This is a genomic window from Lutibacter sp. (assembly GCF_013041805.1).
Taxonomy (GTDB): Bacteria; Bacteroidota; Bacteroidia; order Flavobacteriales; family Flavobacteriaceae; genus Lutibacter.
Map to the genome: position 1 here is coordinate 15,739 of NZ_JABDRI010000009.1, position 19,338 is coordinate 35,076.

A 19,338-nucleotide genomic window follows, 5' to 3' on the forward strand; every position below is an offset into this window, starting at 1 on the left:
CAACTTCAACATTAGTCATTTCCTGCTTAAAAGTCTTAGGGTCTTTAATTGCTTTTTGTTGAGCATAGGACAAATTACAAATTAGCAATGCTAGTAGAACAGCAAGTCTTTGTATAAATAATCTTTTCATAATTTTTTATTTACTTTTCGCTTTCTAAAAATTCTAACTGCCATTTAGCGGCTAATGAACCTGCATCGGCAGCCTGTTGTAAAAGCTCTATTGCTTTTTTAGTGTCTTTTTTTACCCATATACCTTGTTCATAATAATCAGCTAGCTCAACCATGGCATCTAAATCACCTTTATTTGCTAATTTTTCGTACAACTCAAATGCTTTATATTGGTCGGGTTCAATACCTACACCAATGCGGTATTTATCAGCTAGATTTTTATTATCGACATCTGATGATCTTACAACTATTTCATTTTCTTCCTTGCTAATGCTACTTGTCTCAATTTCTTCGTTGTTTACATTCTCGGTATTAATTATATCAATATCACTTGTGTTAGTACTTTCCAAATCATCACCTAAATTATAAAGGATTACAAAACCTATGATAATAAATGCTAAAAAGCCGACAACAGTTTTTCCTATTGTTTTTAATATGCTCCCTTTATTCTTTTTTATTGAAGGATTTGATGTTTTAATTGAGATTGGTTGCGGTTTACTTTTTCTGATTATATTTTTCTCAGGTACCACTTTGTTTGTTGTTACTCCTTCATTTATTGCGGTTCCACATTCAGCGCAAAATTTTTCATCTTTTTCAAATGGAGTATTGCATTTTGGGCAAGTGTTTACATCAACTTTTATTACTTTGGCTTGTTGAATTATTTTTTCTCCACAAGAACCACAAAAGAGAGCTCCTTCATTTAGTTTATTTCCGCACTTTGGACAGTTTAGAGATTTCATATAATTGAGTTTTATTTCCTTTTAAGAATGAGATATGATAAATTTGAATTATTCATAAACTTATTGCTGTTCAAAAAATAGTTTTATAAAACAGTTTGAATTATTACTAAAAAAAGAAGTAGAGGGAACCCAATTTTTTTTTCATAATATTGTTTATTAAAATTTCGTTTGGGGAGTTTGATAACAAGTTTGGTTTATAAAAGAAATAATAAACAAACTTTTTTTTAAATAAAAAAGGGGCTAAAAATTATTGTTTTTTAGTGAAATTTTAATTTATTAAAATAAAATTATAAAGTATTTATTAGAAATTAGATGATAAATGTTAGCTAATTAGATTATTAGTGAAATATTTTACTTTATTAATTTTTTTAACTAAGCTAGGGTTAGAATTTTATTTCAATCATTATTGGTAAATGATCAGAAATATGACTTTTAGAAATCTCTAAATCATTTATATGAGTGTAGGATAGAATTGTTAAGTTTTTTGTAAAAAAATAATCGATTTTTTTTGAAATTTCGTCTAAACTGAATCCATTAAAAGTACCTTTTGGACCAATTAAAGGAGTATTTGATAGTTCTAACCCATCATCTAAACTTGATTTTAATAATTGAATGGGAGCTTCTTCAGGTGTAAGATTTAAATCTCCCATTAGAATTAGCGGAAAATTGGTTGTATTTATTTCGTTTATTTTGGTTAAAATTAATTGAACAGAATTTTTTCTTGCAATTTTTCCTATATGATCAAAATGAGTATTAAAGATCCAAACTTTTTTGTGGCTTTTTAAATTTTCAAAAAGTCCATAAGTGCAAATTCTATTTAATGCTGCATCCCAACCTTTTGAAATTTTATTAGGAGTATTTGAAAGCCAAAATGTATTACTTTCTATTACGTTATATTTTAAAGAATCATAAAATATAGCAGAAAACTCACCTTTATTTTTACCATCCCTACCAATACCAATATATTTATAGTTGCTTAGACAGCTATCTATATAGTCAATTTGTTGAATTAATCCTTCTTGAATTCCTAGAATAGCAGGATTGTTATTTTTTAAAAGTGAAATAATCTTGTCTTTTCTGTTATTCCAATTATTTTCTTTATCTGTATTATTAGCATACCTAATATTATATGAAATAATTTTAGTTGATTGCGCTATTGTAACACTTAAATTCAATGATATAATTATTAATAGTAAACAGGATTTATTGAAAAGATTCATATTCTAAATAATTATGAAGTTAAAATTAGCACAAAAAAAAAGCCTATCAAATAAATGATAGGCTTCTACATTGTAAAAAGGTATAAGTATATATTAAATTACTTTTACATTTACTGCGTTTAAGCCTTTTTTACCTTCTGTAAGTTCGAATTCAACTTCATCACCTTCACGTATTTCATCGATTAATCCAGAAATGTGTACAAAATGCTCTTTGTTTGAACCTTCTTCGCTGATAAATCCAAATCCTTTTGTTTCGTTGAAGAATTTTACTGTTCCTTTACTCATTATATTGATATTAAAAATTATATTAGTTGCAAATGTACTATTTTATATTGAAAAAAACAATATTAATTTTATAAAAATAAATTATTTAAAATAACCATTTATTCTGTGAAAAATTATGGGCTATTCTTCAACAAGGACCCAATCTCCTTTTTGAATTAATGGAATCGCCTGTTTATATTTCAATGATTTATTTTCACCGCTCATCACATTTTTGATGGTTACTTTTTCATTTCTACCTATTTTTCGTTCAGTTCTAACTATAGTTTCAACTGCCTGTGGCTGCTGTGTTTGGTTCGTTTGTGCGCCTTCATTTTGATTGGAGTACTCCTCTTTACTTAATTGAACTTTTTCTCTTTTTCGTTCTCTTGCTTGAGAAACTTGATTAGCATCTTGAGAAGGCAGTTCACCTTTAAATAAAAACGATAATACTTCTTTGTTCACTTTATCTAGCATACCATTAAATAATTCAAAAGACTCAAACTTGTAAATTAATAATGGGTCTTTTTGTTCGTATGTGGCATTCTGAACCGATTGCTTTAACTCATCCATCTGGCGTAAATGATCTTTCCAAGTATCATCAATTATAGCCAACGTTATATTTTTTTCAAAATCTGTAACCAATCCTTTTCCTTCAGTTTCATAGGCTTCTTTTAAGTTTGTAACGACTTTTAGTTCCTTAGTTCCATCAGTAAAAGGAACAACGATGCGTTCATATTTATCACCTTGATTTTCATAAACATCTTTTATAACAGGGAAAGCTAATTTAGCACTTCTTTCTAATTTTTCTTTATAATGCTTGTATACAACATCAAAAAGTTGGTCAGTAAGTTCTTGCTCTGAAAGGGATTTAAATTCTTCTTCAGAAAAAGGAGAGCTTGTTGAAGAAAATCGAATTAACTCAAATTCGAAATTTTGATAATCGCTCGTAATTTTATTTTCTCTAACTAATGAGTTACAGGTGTCAAAAACCATATTAACAATATCCACTTGTAAACGGTCTCCATATAATGCATGGCGTCTACGTTTGTAAACTACTTCACGTTGTGAATTCATCACATCATCATATTCCAATAATCGTTTACGAACCCCAAAGTTATTTTCTTCTACTTTGCGTTGGGCTCTTTCTATAGATTTGGTAATCATAGAATGCTGAATAACTTCACCTTCTTTTAATCCCATTCTATCCATCATTTTTGCAATTCGTTCTGAACCAAATAATCGCATTAAATTATCTTCTAAAGAAACATAGAATTGAGAAGAACCTGGATCACCTTGTCGACCAGCACGTCCACGTAATTGACGGTCAACACGTCGAGAATCATGTCGTTCAGTACCTATAATAGCTAAACCACCAGCAGTTTTTACTTCGTCAGATAATTTGATATCTGTTCCACGACCTGCCATATTTGTTGCAATTGTAACAATACCAGCATTACCTGCTTGCTCAACAATATCAGCTTCTTTTTTATGCAATTTTGCGTTTAATACATTATGAGTTATTTTTCTTATTGAAAGCATTCTTCCTAATAATTCTGAAATTTCAACTGATGTTGTACCAACTAAAACAGGACGACCTTGTTCTACTAATTTTACAATTTCATCTATAACAGCATTGTATTTTTCACGTTTTGTTTTAAATACTAAGTCTTCTCTATCAAATCGTTCTAACGGAACATTTGTTGGGATTTCAATAACATCTAATTTATATATATCCCAAAACTCGCCAGCTTCAGTAATTGCTGTACCCGTCATACCCGAAAGTTTACGATACATTCTAAAATAGTTTTGAAGGGTAACCGTAGCATATGTTTGTGTTGCAGCTTCTATCTTAACATTTTCTTTTGCTTCAATAGCTTGATGTAACCCGTCAGAATATCGACGCCCATCCATAATACGTCCAGTTTGTTCATCTACAATTTTAATTTTATCATCCATAATAACATACTCAATATCTTTTTCAAATAGAGTGTATGCTTTTAATAGCTGATTCATAGTATGTATTCGCTCACTTTTTATGCTAAAGTCACGATATAATTCTTCTTTTTTGGATGTTTTATCTTCAGGAGAGCTTTCTTCGTTATCTATTTTTCCGATTTCAGTACTTAAATCTGGTAAAATAAAGAAGTTCTCATCACCGTCATCACCAGATAGAAAGGTGATACCTTTATCGGTTAATTCAATTGAATTATTTTTTTCATCAATCACAAAAAATAGATCTTCATCAATTTTGGGCATTTCACGATTGTTATCTTGCATATAGAAGTTTTCTGTTTTTTGCAGAAGCTGTCTAATACCTTCCTGACTTAAAAACTTAATTAATGCTTTACTTTTTGGTAACCCTCTATAAACTCTAAGAAGTAAAAAACCACCATCTTTTGTATTTCCTTCTTTAATTAACTTTTTTACTTCAGCTAAAACACCTGTTAAATAATTGCGTTGTGTGGAAACAATTTTATCTACACTAGGTTTTAATTCGTTGAATTCGTGACGGTCAGCATTTGCAGTAGCACCAGAAATTATTAAAGGTGTACGAGCGTCATCAATTAATACAGAATCAACTTCATCAACAATGGCATAATTGTGAGGACGTTGTACTAAATCATTTGGTGAATGCGCCATGTTATCACGCAAATAATCAAACCCAAATTCATTATTAGTACCATACGTGATATCTGAATTATAAGCTTTCCTACGTGCATCTGAATTTGGTTCATGGTGGTCTATACAGTCCACACTTAACCCATGAAATTCAAAAATTGGGCCCATCCAAGCAGCATCACGTTTTGCTAAATAATCATTCACGGTTACTACGTGCACTCCTTTTCCTGTAAGCGCATTTAAGTAAACAGGTAATGTAGAAACTAAAGTTTTACCTTCACCAGTCATCATTTCGGCGATTTTACCTTGATGTAAAACGGAACCTCCAATTAATTGAACATCATAGTGAACCATGTCCCAAGTAACTTCTTTTCCTTGCGCATCCCAAGTATTAGCCCAAGAAGCTTTTTCATTTTCTAGTGTTATATTATCTCTTCCTGCAGATAATTCACGGTCAAATGGTGTGGCAGTTACTGTAATAGATTTATTTTCTGTAAAACGTTTAGCCGTTTCTTTGATTACCGCAAATGCTTCAGGCATAATTTCTGTTAATACCTTTTCAGAGGTTTCATATGAGTTATCTTCTAACTCATCAATTTCTGCATAAATTTCTTCTTTTCTATCAACATTTGCATCATGAGCTTCTTCTTCTAACTCTTTTATTTTTGAGGTATATATGTTAGTTTCTTCTGCAATTTTCTTTTTGAAATAATTTGTTTTTTCTCTCAGTTCATCATTGGTTAAGGCAGAAATTTCCTTTTCAAAAAAATGAACATTTTTAACAATTGGTTGTAATATTTTTAAATCTTTTTTCTTTTTATCTCCAACAAATACTTTCAGTACTGAATTTAAAATACTCATAATTTAGGTGTCAATTTTTTAGTGATTCTTTGTTTAAAAAAATCAATATTTTGTTATGTATTATAGTAAGCGAATTTAAAATAATTAATTTTTAAAAGGCTTAAAATATGTTTAAAAGTTAATAATAAAGCAAAAAAAAAGTCTCATCAGAGACTTTTTGAATTTTATTTATTTAATATTCATCTTCATTCCAAAGATAATCTTCTTCTGAAGGATAGTCTGGCCAAATCTCTAAAATACTATCAAAGTTTTCATCCTCATCTTCAAGTTCTTGAAGGTTTTCTACAACTTCTAGGGGTGCTCCAGTTCTAATTGCATAATCAATTAGTTCATCTTTTGTTGCTGGCCAAGGTGCATCTGCTAAATATGATGCTAATTCTAATGTCCAATACATGTTTTTCTTGTATTAATTTTTTGCAAAAATAATTTTTTTACTTAAATAGTCAAGTTTTTTAATGCTTTTTTTCAAAATTATAAAGAACTTATTTTATTCTCTCAGGAATCCATTTAATTTCCTGAGCTCGATTATCTTTTGTCAATTTTCGTGCCAGTACGAAAAGATAGTCAGAAAGTCTATTCAAATAAATTAAAATTTCAGATTCAATGGTGCTTTCATCACTGAGATGCGTACTTACTCTTTCAGCTCTCCTGCAAATACAACGTGCAATGTGACAATATGACACTGTAGTGTGTCCTCCGGGTAAAATAAAATGAGTCATATCGGGCAATAGTTCATTCATTGCGTCAATTTCATTTTCTAATAATTCAATAGAATGTTTGCTTATTTTATCAATATTTAAACGCTCTTTTCCGTTTTTAAGTACCTTTTTTTCAGGCGGAGTTGCTAACATAGAACCCAAAATAAACAATTCGTGCTGAATTTTCAGGAGGATAGTAGACGTATGTTCGTCGATTTTCTGGTCTCTAATTAGGCCAATGTATGAATTTAATTCATCTACAGTTCCATATGCTTCAATTCGTAAATGGTATTTTGGAACTCTAGTTCCTCCAAAAAGAGAAGTAGTTCCTTTATCACCTGTTTTTGTATAGATTTTCATATCGCGAATTTAATAATAAATTCTAAATTTAAATTCGAATCGTGAAATGTTCTTTTTCTTGCTCTTTTCTAAAGAAAATAATTCCCCAAAAGAAGGTGTCAATGCTTACAGTTACTTTCGAATGTTCTTTAATAAAAAGCCAAGCTTCCTGCATTTCTGACGACCAATTTATATCATCAAAAATAAAAACGGAATCATTATGCGCAGCGCTTAAACACAAATTAAAATAGTTTATAGTAGCTTCTTTTTGGTGGTTTCCATCAAAATATATGAAGTCAAAATTACTATTATTCATAACCTTAGGTAAAGTTTTATTAAAATTACCTTTAACTATTTCAATGTTTTTTAGTTTAAACTCATCAAATAATTCTTGAGCAATAGCAGCAGTATTGTTACAACCTTCCAGCGTTGTAATTTTAGATGATGGATTACCAATACTAAGCATAGCAGCGCTTAAACCAACAGAAGTACCTATTTCTAGCATGTTTTGAGGTTTTAAATAATTCACTAATCGTAATAGTAATAAGCCTTTTTTAGTTGAAATACCGGCTATTTTTGTTATATCTTTTACTTTTCGAGTATTACTTTTAAAAACTTTTGATCCTTTTCCAAAATCTGTCACTTTGATCACTGTTTCGTTATTAATCAACCATTTTCTAATACTTTTAAATAAATTTACATTGTTAAAAGTTGCCTTTTTGTAAAAGCAATTAGTAACTAAATTATATACAAAAGGAGAATGAACTCCATGTTGATTGGTAGATTTAAATAAAAATAAAATAAATGATTTAACTTTGAACCACATTAAAATTGAAATTTAACACGAAAATAGTAGAAATATTATTTTAATCTATCATTTAAAATTATATTTGCTTACTACACTAAATTTATATGAAGAAACTTTTATTATACGTATTATTTTTAGGCTCCTTGTCATCTTGCGTTTCTACAAAACAAATGACTTATTTTCAGGGTGAACCAATTGAAAAATCAGATATTTACAAGTTAAATAATGAACCATATCGATTGCAAGTAAATGATATTTTATATATCGATATCAAAGCAGAAAATGCTGAAATTGTATCATTATTTAAAACACAAGCGGGTAATCAAACTGGTAATGCAAATCAGGCAGGTGGTTTGTATTTTTCAGGTTATGCGGTTGATAGACATGGAAATATACGAATTCCTTATATTGGAGAAATTAATGTTTTAGGGTATACAGAAAATGAAGTACGTAAAAAAATTGAATTTGAATTAGGTACCTTTTTAAAAAATCCAGAACTAGTTTTTGTTACTGTAAAATTAGCGGGGATTCGTTTTGTGGTTACTGGTGAAGTTGGTTCACCGGGTACAGTTAATTTAACTCAAAATGAAGTTTCTATAATTGATGCCATTGCAAACGCAGGTGAAATTACTCAATTAGGTAATAGAGAAAATGTGTTACTAATTAGAAAAACATTAGATGGCGTAAAAAAGTACAGTATGGATCTTACGAAAATTGATATTTTTGAATCAGAGAATTTTTATGTACAACCAAATGATATTATTTATGTAGCCCCTTTAAAACAAAAATCTTGGGGAACTGGAACAACAGGATTGCAATCATTCTCAACAGTTGTAACCGTTTTATCCTTTTTAGTTAGTTCTGTTTTATTGGTTAAAAATTTATAAATTGAGGTATGGAGAATAAATTCAACTTTATTGAAAATAGAGCAGAACATATTTCAGATATTAAAGATTATATTTTTCGAGTTTTAGCAAATTGGAAATGGTTTGTATTTACTGTTATAATAGCGTTAGGAATTGCTTATTATTTTAATATTTCCGCTCAAAAAATTTATGGTTTATCAACTACCATAGCTGTAAAAGAGAAACAAAACCCTCTTTTTTCATCGGGTACAAATATTGCTTTTAATTGGGGCGGAGTAAGCGATAAAGTAGAGTCTATTAGAAAATCATTAATATCTAGAACACACAATGAAAAGGTAGTTAGAAGGCTAAAATTTTATATTCAATATTTAAAAGAGGGGCGTTTTAGAAGTGAAGATGTTTACGGTAAAACAAATTTTGAAATTCAGCTTCAACCAAACCAATATCAATTGTTAAATACACCTATTAAGATTAATTTTATTGACGATGAAAGTTTTAAATTATCCGTTGATTTTAACCTAGATTCACAATATAATTTAATCAATTATAAAGATGGTAGTACTAAAAAGCTATCGATTGAAAATGAAACTTTTAGTAGAACTTATTTAATTAATGAATATATTAATTTACCTTTTTTAAAAGCACAAATTGCTATTACCGATAGTTTAAAATCTTTAGAAGGTCAATCATTTTTTATACAGTTAAAAACAATAAATCAAACTACACAACAATATCAGAATATTAGAGCTAAAGGACTTGCAGGCACTTCATTGGTTGAATTATCTTTAACAGGTGCAAATAAAAATAGAATTGTAGATTTTTTAAATAAGACAGTTGAAGTATTATCTGAATATGAATTAGAGCAAAAGACCAATTATGCTTATAGTACTAAACGATTTATTGACGCTCAGTTTAAAAATACTTCTGATAGCCTCAAACTAATAGAGGATAATATAGAAGATTTTAAAGAAAAAAATTCAATTTATAACTTATCAGCCGAGGGGGGTGTTATTTTTTCCGAAACTACAGGTTTAGATAAAATGCAAGAGCAATTAACTGATAGAATTGAATATTTAGATAACTTAGAAAATTATATAAAATCAAATTCAGATTACACAAGAATACCAGCACCTGCAATTATAAATATTGAAGATGGTTCTATTGCTTCAATGGTTGGTGAACTTACCAGTCTTTCCATTAAAAAGGAAAAATTAAGAAATGAAGTTACATCAAATCATCCATCGTTAAAATTGGTAAATGATGAGATAGAAACAGCGAGAAATGTGTTGTTGGAAAATTTATCTTCACTAAAAGATGCTATTAAAGTGAATCTAAAAAATAGTGAGAGACGATTAAACACATATAATTATGAGTTGACAAAGCTACCAAACAAAGAACAGCAATTACTAAATTTTGAGCGTAAATATAGACTAACAGAATCTAATTTTGTTTTTCTAATGCAAAAACGTTATGAAGCAGACATTGCTATTGCTGCGAGTGTATCAGATATCTCAGTTTTAGATTTAGCAAAAGACACTGGGCAAGGAGCTATTTTACCACGAGTGTCTTTTAATTATATGATTGCTTTATTGCTTGGAATTATTTTACCTTTATTTGTGATAATTGCTAAAGAAATTTTAGACAATAAAGTGTATACTACAGAGGACATTGAAAGAATTTCTCCGATTCCGATTTTGGGAGTAATTGGTAAAAATATTGCAGAAAATAACTTAGCTGTTTATTTAAAACCTAAATCATCGGTTTCAGAATCTTTTAGAGGATTACGTTCAAATATTCAATTTTTATTTTCTAGAGATGTAAAAGATAAGTCAAAAACTATAATTGTCACTTCTTCTGTAAGTGGAGAAGGTAAAACATTTATATCTATAAATTTAGCTACCGTTTTTGCTTTAGGAGGTAAAAAAACCATTTTAGTTGGATTAGATTTACGTAAACCAAAAATATTTGGTGATTTTGAAATAACAAATAAAAAAGGTGTTGTAAATTATTTGATTGGTGAAGAGAAACAAAGTGCAATAATTCAACATACTAAAATTGAAAATTTAGATGTTATTACATCCGGACCTATACCTCCTAATCCATCAGAATTATTAATTGGAGATGCAACGGATGAACTGATGAAAAATTTAAAAGAACAATATGATTATATTATTTTAGATACACCTCCAATTGGCTTAGTTTCAGACAGTTTGGAACTGGTAAAATACGCTGATTCTACTATTTATGTTGTAAGGCAAGGGTATTCAGAGAAAGGAATGCTTAAAATGATTAATGATAAATACCGCAAGCAAGAGATCTCTAATATTAGTATAGTTTTAAATGATTTTAAAGTAAAATCAAAATACGGTTATGGTTACGGTTATGGTTATGGAAAATATGCAAATGGTTATCATGAAGTTGAAGAAATGTCTTTTCTAAAAAAATTATTTAGATTTAAAAAATAGTAATTTCCTTAGACTAAATTTCCTTCAATATAGACACTTTCTATTTGGTTATTGCCAAAAGAATAAGGAATAAACCCGTAACTTGGAATTGGTTTAGTGATTATAAAATTAGCTTTTTTACCAATACAAATACTGCCATGAGTTTTCTCTAAACCCATTGCATACGCACCGTTAATAGTCGCTGCGTTAATTGCTTCTTCAGGTGTCATTTTCATTTTTATGCAAGCTGTTGATACTACAAAATTCATGTTTCCAGATGGGGTTGATCCAGGGTTGTAGTCAGATGCTAACGCTAGTGGTAAACCAGCATCAATCATTTTTCTAGCAGGAGTGTATGGAATACTTAAAAAATAAGAGCAGGAAGGTAAGGCAACAGGCATTGTGTTTGAATTTTTTAGCGTTTCAATATCTTCATTTCGCATTTCTTCTAAATGATCAACAGAAAGAGCATTAAATTTGACTCCTGCTTGAACACCACCAATAGCATTAAACTGATTGACATGAATTTTTGGAATAAGTCCATATGTTGCCGAGGCTTCCAATAAGCGTTCAGTATCTTTAACAGAAAAATAACCAGTTTCACAAAAAATATCAATAAAATTAGCTAACTTTTCTTTCGCGACAATTGGAAGAATTTCTTGAATAACAATATCTAAATACTCCTTTTTGTTATTTTTAAATTCAGAAGGTAAAGCATGAGCACCTAAAAAAGTTGCTTTTATGGTAATTGGAAAGTCGTTATTTAATTTTCGAATGACTCTAAGCATTTTTAATTCGGATTGTTTGGTTAGTCCATAGCCCGATTTTATTTCAACAGCACCTGTTCCTAATTTCATAATTTCATGAATACGAATAGCCGATTGCTCGTATAAATCATTTTCAGAAGTAGCTTGTAATTTTTTTGCAGAATTTAAAATGCCACCACCTTTAATAGCAATTTCTTCATATGAAAGGCCATTAATTCTATCAATAAATTCTTGTTCTCTATTGCCAGCAAAAACTATATGAGTATGGCTATCGCACCAAGTTGGTAATATAATTTTCCCAGAAACATCAATACATTCTACAGAATTAAATTTTGGCATATTTTCCATTTTGCCAAAATCTTTTATTAAATTATTTTCAATGAGTAAATAGGCATTCTTAATTGTAGGTAGTAGTTTCATATCTGTGCTACACACCATTTTTTTTGGTCTATCTTCAACTTGAACAAGTTCCTTAATATTTACAAATAATGTACTCATAGTTCCAATAATTTTCTAAATCAAATATACAGCAATTTTTGAACCTATTAACTAAATCGATTTCGTGATAATAGTAGCAATTATTTAATAGAATTTATAAGGAAAAATGGCAATATTGAAGTAACTTTGCAAAAATTTTAAGTAATGAATAAAGCCATATACATAGCAACAAGTGAAGCCAATAGTGGTAAGTCTATTGTTTCATTAGGTCTTATGAGAATGTTATTAGGGAAAACAGCTAAAGTTGGATACTTTAGGCCTATTATTGATGATGTTTCAAAAGGCAAAAAAGACAATCATATTAATACAATTATTTCTCATTTTGAGCTAAACATAAATCCAGATGAGGCTTATGCATTTACTCGTACGCAGTTTATTAATAAACGAAATGAAGGTAAAGAAGGAGAAATTTTTGATACTATAATTAAAAAGTATAAAGCATTAGAAGAAAAGTGCGACTTTATGTTGGTTGAAGGTTCTGATTTTTCTGGAGAAGGAACTGCAATTGAATTGGATACAAATATTTTGATAGCAAAAAATTTAGGTATTCCAGTAGTTATTGTTTCTAGTGGAGTAGGTAAAACCTTGGATGAGTTTATTAATGGCTTACACATAGCTTATGATTCATTTAAAGAAAGAGAAGTTGAAGTTTTAGCAGTTGTAGCAAATAAAGTTAAAGAAGAAAATATTGAACTTGTTAAAACTAGAGTTGAGAAAAATTTACCAAAAAGTGTTTTAGTGAATGTAATTCCAATTATACAATCATTAAATAATCCAACAGTTAAAGAAATTGGAAAAGCAATTGGTGCAAAAATATTATTTGGTAAAGATAATATTAACAATCAATCTGCTAGTTTTAAGGTGGGTGCTATGCAATTAAGAAATTATTTAACTCATATAGAAGAAAATAGTTTAATTATTACACCAGGAGATAGAGCAGATATTATTTTGGGAGCATTACAAGCGAATATTTCTACAAACTATCCTAAAATTTCAGGAATTGTTCTAACGGGTGGCATTTTACCTGATGAACCAATTATTAAATTAATTGAAGGGTTATCTCAAATTGTCCCAATTTTATCGGCAAAAGAAGGAACATTTGAAATTGCAAATAAAATAGGAGGTGTTAGATCACATATGTACGCTGGTAATAAGAGAAAAATAGGTACTTCTTTAAATATATTTGATAAATACGTCGAATTGGAAAAATTAAATGAAAAATTAATTTCATTTCAAAATGATGGAGGTATAACTCCTAGAATGTTCCAATATAATTTATTAAAAAGAGCTAAAACTGTTCGTAAACATATTGTTTTGCCTGAAGGAAATGATGATAGAATTATAACAGCTGTTTGTAGATTAGTTGAAATGGATATTGTTGATTTAACAATTCTTGGAGATGAGGCTAAAATTGCAAATAAAATTATTAGACTTGGTTTAAAATTAGATCTTGAGAAAGTACAAATTATCAATCCTATTAAATCTGAATATTTCGAAGATTTTAAAAATACATTGTATGAATTAAGAAAAAATAAAGGATTAACTATTGATATGGCTGAAGACTTAATTGGTGATGTTTCTTATTTTGGAACTATGATGGTCTATAAAGGTTTAGCTGACGGAATGGTTTCAGGAGCCGCTCATACTACCCAACACACGATTAAACCAGCTTTACAATTTATAAAAACGAAACCAGGAGTTTCTGTTGTTTCTTCTATATTTTTTATGTGCTTAGATGATCGTGTTTCTGTTTTTGGCGATTGTGCTATTAATCCAAACCCAAATGCAGAACAATTGGCTGAAATTGCAATTTCTTCTGCAGACTCAAGTAAAAACTTTGGAATGGATCCGAAAATTGCAATGCTTTCATATTCATCTGGAGCCTCTGGAAAGGGAGCTGATGTTGATATTGTGAGAAGAGCAACTGAAATCGTTAAAGAATTACGTCCAGATTTAAAAGTGGAAGGTCCTATTCAATATGATGCTGCGGTTGACGCTTCTGTAGGAAAAAGTAAAATGCCAGATTCTGAAGTAGCTGGGCAAGCAAACGTTTTAATTTTTCCTGATTTAAATACAGGAAATAATACATATAAAGCCGTTCAGCGTGAAACAGGTGCTTTAGCAATTGGTCCAATGTTACAAGGTTTAAATAAACCAGTGAACGATTTAAGTAGAGGATGTACAGTAGATGATATTTTTAACACAGTTGTTTTAACAGCAATACAAGCACAAGGTATTTAAAATGAAAATTTTAGTAATAAACTCAGGTAGTTCTTCCATTAAATATCAGTTATTTAAAATGCCTCAAGAAGAAGTTATTTGTTCGGGATTGGTAGAACGTATTGGTTTAAATGATGCCGAAGTTCATTACAAATCTACAAGTAATACTATTGATGAAGTATTAGATATTCCAAACCATAAAATTGGTTTAGAAAAAGTTGTAACTCTTTTGCTAGATGAGAAGGTTGGAGTTATCAAGTCTACTTCAGAAATTGAAGCAGTTGGGCATAGGGTTGTGCACGGAGGAAGCACTTTTTCTAAAACAACTATAGTTAATAAGGAAGTTAAAAATAAAATTAAAGAACTCTTTTCATTGGCTCCACAACATAATCCTGCAAATTACGAGGGAATTGTTGTTGCGGAAGCTATGTTTCCAAATGCAAAGCAAATTGCAGTTTTTGATACGGCTTTTCATCAAACAATACCTGTTGAAGCTTATAAATATGCTATTCCTAATAAGTTTTTAACTGAAGAAAATATTCGCTTGTATGGTTTTCATGGTACAAGTCATAAATATGTTTCCGAAAAGGCTATTGACTATTTAGGACTGGATAAATCTAAAATTATTACCATTCATTTAGGAAACGGTTGTAGTATGACTGCAATTAAAAATGGTAAAAGTATTGATCACACCCTTGGATTTGGCCCTGTGACAGGATTAATTATGGGAAGTAGAAGTGGAGATATTGATCACGCAATTATTTTTCATTTAGTAAATAATTTAGGATATTCTTTAGATGAGGTGAATACGATGCTTCAAAAAGAAAGTGGAATGTTTGGTCTAACAGGTTTTAGTGATTTAAGAGATATTGAAGCTGAAGCTGAAAAAGGCAATAAAGAATGTCAACTAGCTTTAGAAATGAATGCTTATCGAATCAAAAAGTATATTGGTTCTTATGCTACAATAATGAATGGGCTAGATGCAATTATTTTTACAGCCGGAATTGGTGAAAACTCAATTACCATCAGAAGATTAGTCTGCACCAATATGGATTATTTAGGAATTGAATTGGATGAAGCAAAAAATGATATTAGAGCTAAAAAAATAACCGAAATTCAAAAAGAATCGGCGAAAACTAAAATTTTAATTATTCCAACCAACGAAGAAGTTGAGATTGCAAAGCAATCTTTTGAATTGATTAATTAAATCAATTTTACCTTATAAAAAAAGCATTGAGAATTCTCAATGCTTTTTTATTTTTATGAATTTTTGAATTTATTTCAGCGAACCAATCATATCCTCTGGTTTTACCCATTCATCATATTCTTCTGGTGTTACATAACCTAAGCGAACCGCTTCTTCTTTTAAAGTAGTTCCGTTTGTATGTGCTGTATTTGCAATTTCTGCGGCTTTATAGTAGCCTATTTTAGTATTTAAAGCAGTAACTAACATTAAAGAGTTGTTTACTAATTCATTAATACGAGCGTGATTAGGTTCAATACCTACAGCACAATTATCATTAAAACTTAAGCAAGCATCACCTAATAAACGAGCAGATTGTAAGAAGTTTACAGCCATTACAGGTTTAAATACGTTTAATTCGTAATGTCCTTGAGTTCCACCTACAGTAATCGTAACATCATTACCCATTACTTGAGCACAAACCATTGTTAATGCTTCAGCTTGTGTAGGATTTACTTTTCCTGGCATAATTGAACTACCAGGTTCATTTGCAGGCAACATTAATTCACCAATACCAGAACGCGGCCCTGATGCCATCATACGAATGTCATTTGCAATTTTATTCAACGAGACAGCAAGTTGCTTTAAAGCGCCATGACTTTCAACAATTGCATCGTGTGAAGCAAGTGCTTCAAATTTATTCTCTGCAGTTATAAATGGTAATCCTGTAAAATCAGCAATCTTTTTTGCAACTACTACATCATATCCTTTTGGAGTATTTAATCCAGTACCTACGGCTGTTCCTCCCAATGCTAATTCTGCTAGATGAGGCAGGGTGTTTTTTAACGCTTTTAAACCATGATTTAATTGAGAAACATAACCTGAAAATTCTTGGCCAATAGTTAAAGGTGTGGCATCCATTAAGTGTGTACGACCAATTTTAACAACATCTTTAAATTCTTCTGATTTAGCTTGAAGTGTATCTCGAAGGCTTTCAATACCTGGAATTGTAGTATCAATAATCATTTTATAGCAAGCAATATGCATTCCTGTTGGGTATGTATCATTACTTGATTGAGATTTGTTAACATCATCATTTGGTTGAATAATTTTTTCACCTTCACCAATTACTCTACCTGAAATTTCTTGCGCACGATTCGCAATTACTTCATTACAGTTCATATTGCTTTGAGTACCTGAACCAGTTTGCCAAACAACTAAAGGAAATTGATCATCTAATTTTCCTTCTAAAATTTCATCACATACTGTTGAAATTAAATCTCTTTTGTCTTTAGGTAAGACACCTAGTTCGCAGTTTGCATGGGCAGCAGCTTTTTTAAGATAAGCAAAGCCATAAACTACTTCTAATGGCATAGAACCTGCAGGTCCAATTTTAAAGTTATTTCTTGAACGTTCAGTTTGAGCTCCCCAATACTTATCAGCAGGAACTTGAACATTTCCCATAGTGTCTTTTTCTATTCTATATTTCATAATATTATGTTTATCTAAATTTCTGATTAACAAAGTTACAAGCTAAATTTTTTAGTGTATCAAAATTGCATAATTTTTTTGATTAATTTAGTGAGAAATGTCACGTATAAAAAAAATTAAAAGAAGTGTTGTTTATTAAAAATAAATATTATTTTTGTAAAAACATATAAGCAAGAACGTATTAATTATGGATTTATCACAATTTTCTGGATTTTTAGTATTTTTAACCATTTTGACAATGGGATTTTGGTTAATGATTTTATTAATTACATTTATTATTCCTTACTGGTTGGTGGGATATTTTAAAGAGGCTTGGAAATATAGAAAAGAAGATAAACTTGCTGCAAAAAAAGAATAATTTATTTTAAGATATAAAAAAAGGGATAGTTAAATTTACTATCCCTTTTTTTATGCTATGCTTTAAACATTTCTCCATCTCCATTGCCTTCAAAATCTCCTTGAGATCTTTCACGCTTTTTCTTCTGATTAAATCTATATGTGAAATTCAATAGTACTTGTCTTTGTCTCCATTGAAATTCTCCATAAGTCTCAGTAGTTGGTGAAAAGCTTGTAGATTGTCTTTTACGCGAATTAAATAAATCACTTACATTTAATGAAATAGTTCCATTATCTTTTAAAATATCTTTGCTAAAGGCTAAATTTACACTTAGCATTCCTTTATTTATGTTTTGAGCTCCTTCTGATCGTCCTCTGTAAAAACCAGTGGTTTGCCAATCTATTTCACCTGGTAAAGAGATTCTTGATACTAGTCTAGTAAACCAGCTTACATTTTCAGCATCAAAATTGATTCCTTCAAAATCTCCTTTTGTCACAAATTTAAATAAGTTAAAGCTATTTGTCAATTTCCACCATTTAACAGGATTATAGTTTGTTGTAAGCTCAAACCCATATCTTTCCTCAGAACTTAAATTAATAGGACTTCTTAGTATTACTATAGTTGGTACTCCATCAATATCTCGAAGATCTTCAGTTTGAACCATTTCAATATTATTAATAGCATGTTGATAATATATTGAAGAATTTAAAGTTATTTTATCCCATCTTTTTAAATACCCTAATTCAAAGGAACTTGTAAAAGTTGGGTCTAAATTTGCATTACCTGTTCGTACAAAAGTTTCACTTGTTCTATTCTCAAAAGGATTTAAATACCAGCTTCTTGGGCGTCTCAATCTTCTGCTATATCCTAAGGTTAAACTTTCTTCATCACTAAATTCAAAACCTAGATTTAAGGTTGGAAATAATTCTGTAAATTTTCTATTGAATATTCCATTAGTTTGAATTAAATTAATTTTTCTATCAGTTGTTTCCATTCTAAGCCCTAATAAATAGGAGAATTTATCAATTTTTTCTCCATATTGAGAATAAAGAGCGTAAATATCTTGCTGAAAATCGAGTGTATTAGAAAAGTTTGTGTTATTAAAAAAACCGTCCGTATTCGTATCAAAGTCTTCTACTAAATAATCAGAAAATAGATCGTTTAGATCAACTCTAAAGCCAAATTCAAATTGCGCATTTTCTCCAATAGGTAGTACATAATCTCCTTTAATTAAAATATCTTTAGATTCTTCATCCGTCGAATTTCTTTCAGGATTATTTTGAAGAAAAGTTGGAAATGTATCAGAATCGGTAATATATGCATTACCGTTTTCAATACTTTTTCCGTACTGAAAATCAAGTATTAGCGTATGACCTTCTGTTTTGAAGTTCTGAGTAAAATTTAGCGAATATTGGATTGTTTCATCATCTTCTTTTTCCGTTTCAATTCGTTCATTATTTCTAGTTGATAAATTATTTGAATCTAATATATCAATGTAATTGGTTGAAATATCAGTACCCTTTGATGTTCTATATAAAATAGATCCAGTTAAAGAGGCTTTGTCATTCAAGAAATATTCAGCCCCAAAACGGGAGTTAAAACTATTATTTTCTCGGTCGTACTTTTGATTTTCATTCCTATAACTTGAAACAGCTCCAATTTCATCAAAATAAATAGTATTGTTACTCGAGTTTCCTGGAGCATTTCTATAATTATACCCCGTACTTGTAAAATAGTTCACCTTATTTGTTCTATAATTAAAGTTCATTGCAGCTCCAAAATTATCAGGATTTCCGGCCGTAGTGTTTATGGATC

At 29.8% G+C, this 19,338-nt stretch carries 15 protein-coding genes; 5 read left to right on the top strand and 10 right to left on the bottom strand.

Features of this window, described 5'->3' with window-relative positions; all coding sequences use genetic code 11:
• Positions 1–140: 140 nt before the first annotated feature.
• From HKP59_RS00730 to HKP59_RS00760, 7 genes are all read right to left on the bottom strand, one after another.
• Positions 141–908 (bottom strand): zinc ribbon domain-containing protein, encoded by a 768-nt coding sequence (locus HKP59_RS00730; RefSeq protein WP_291802597.1) that lies wholly within the window; start codon positions 906–908, stop codon positions 141–143.
• Between the two features lie 383 nt (positions 909–1,291).
• A complete protein-coding gene (locus HKP59_RS00735) occupies positions 1,292–2,083 on the bottom strand; it encodes an endonuclease/exonuclease/phosphatase family protein (protein ID WP_291802598.1) in 792 nt (263 codons plus the stop codon).
• A 138-nt stretch (positions 2,084–2,221) separates the two neighbouring features.
• Positions 2,222–2,413: a cold shock domain-containing protein gene (locus tag HKP59_RS00740; protein ID WP_291801079.1), complete on the bottom strand. Its 192-nt coding sequence runs from the start codon at positions 2,411–2,413 to the stop codon at positions 2,222–2,224.
• A gap of 120 nt (positions 2,414–2,533) precedes the next feature.
• Positions 2,534–5,872, bottom strand: coding sequence for a preprotein translocase subunit SecA (gene secA, locus HKP59_RS00745; protein WP_291802599.1), 3,339 nt, complete (start codon positions 5,870–5,872; stop codon positions 2,534–2,536).
• Positions 5,873–6,044: 172 nt separating this feature from the next.
• Complete coding sequence (locus HKP59_RS00750; RefSeq protein WP_291802601.1) at positions 6,045–6,266, bottom strand: DUF2795 domain-containing protein; 222 nt, start codon at positions 6,264–6,266, stop codon at positions 6,045–6,047.
• Between the two features lie 88 nt (positions 6,267–6,354).
• On the bottom strand, positions 6,355–6,930 hold the full coding sequence (locus HKP59_RS00755; RefSeq protein ID WP_291802602.1) for a cob(I)yrinic acid a,c-diamide adenosyltransferase: 576 nt from the start codon (positions 6,928–6,930) through the stop codon (positions 6,355–6,357).
• Positions 6,931–6,958: 28 nt separating this feature from the next.
• A complete protein-coding gene (locus tag HKP59_RS00760) occupies positions 6,959–7,735 on the bottom strand; it encodes a class I SAM-dependent methyltransferase (protein WP_291802603.1) in 777 nt (258 codons plus the stop codon).
• 86 nt (positions 7,736–7,821) lie between these two features.
• Between HKP59_RS00760 and HKP59_RS00765 the strand changes: the two genes are divergently transcribed.
• Both HKP59_RS00765 and HKP59_RS00770 read left to right on the top strand, forming a co-directional pair.
• The gene (locus tag HKP59_RS00765; RefSeq protein WP_291802604.1) at positions 7,822–8,604 is read left to right on the top strand and encodes a polysaccharide biosynthesis/export family protein; all 783 of its coding nucleotides are present in this window, start codon (positions 7,822–7,824) and stop codon (positions 8,602–8,604) included.
• An 8-nt stretch (positions 8,605–8,612) separates the two neighbouring features.
• Positions 8,613–11,048 carry a tyrosine-protein kinase family protein gene (locus tag HKP59_RS00770; protein ID WP_291802606.1) on the top strand — a complete coding sequence of 812 codons (2,436 nt, stop codon included), beginning with the start codon at positions 8,613–8,615 and terminating at the stop codon, positions 11,046–11,048.
• A gap of 8 nt (positions 11,049–11,056) precedes the next feature.
• On the opposite strand, the gene hutI is transcribed toward HKP59_RS00770, so the two are convergent.
• Positions 11,057–12,292 (bottom strand): imidazolonepropionase, encoded by a 1,236-nt coding sequence (gene hutI / locus HKP59_RS00775; RefSeq protein ID WP_291802608.1) that lies wholly within the window; start codon positions 12,290–12,292, stop codon positions 11,057–11,059.
• A 144-nt stretch (positions 12,293–12,436) separates the two neighbouring features.
• Between hutI and pta the strand changes: the two genes are divergently transcribed.
• Both pta and HKP59_RS00785 read left to right on the top strand, forming a co-directional pair.
• Positions 12,437–14,533 carry a phosphate acetyltransferase gene (gene pta / locus HKP59_RS00780; protein ID WP_291802609.1) on the top strand — a complete coding sequence of 699 codons (2,097 nt, stop codon included), beginning with the start codon at positions 12,437–12,439 and terminating at the stop codon, positions 14,531–14,533.
• 1 nt (position 14,534) lies between these two features.
• The gene (locus HKP59_RS00785) at positions 14,535–15,719 is read left to right on the top strand and encodes an acetate kinase (protein WP_291802611.1); all 1,185 of its coding nucleotides are present in this window, start codon (positions 14,535–14,537) and stop codon (positions 15,717–15,719) included.
• Between the two features lie 69 nt (positions 15,720–15,788).
• Here HKP59_RS00785 and fumC read toward each other — a convergent pair whose 3' ends face one another.
• Positions 15,789–17,186 carry a class II fumarate hydratase gene (fumC, locus tag HKP59_RS00790; protein WP_291802612.1) on the bottom strand — a complete coding sequence of 466 codons (1,398 nt, stop codon included), beginning with the start codon at positions 17,184–17,186 and terminating at the stop codon, positions 15,789–15,791.
• A gap of 187 nt (positions 17,187–17,373) precedes the next feature.
• On the opposite strand from fumC, the gene HKP59_RS00795 reads away from it, so the two are divergent.
• On the top strand, positions 17,374–17,544 hold the full coding sequence (locus HKP59_RS00795; RefSeq protein WP_291802614.1) for a hypothetical protein: 171 nt from the start codon (positions 17,374–17,376) through the stop codon (positions 17,542–17,544).
• 55 nt (positions 17,545–17,599) lie between these two features.
• Here the strand turns inward: HKP59_RS00795 and HKP59_RS00800 are convergent.
• Positions 17,600–19,338 (bottom strand): outer membrane beta-barrel family protein (locus HKP59_RS00800; RefSeq protein WP_291802616.1); only part of this gene is annotated, 1,739 nt, incomplete at its 5' end.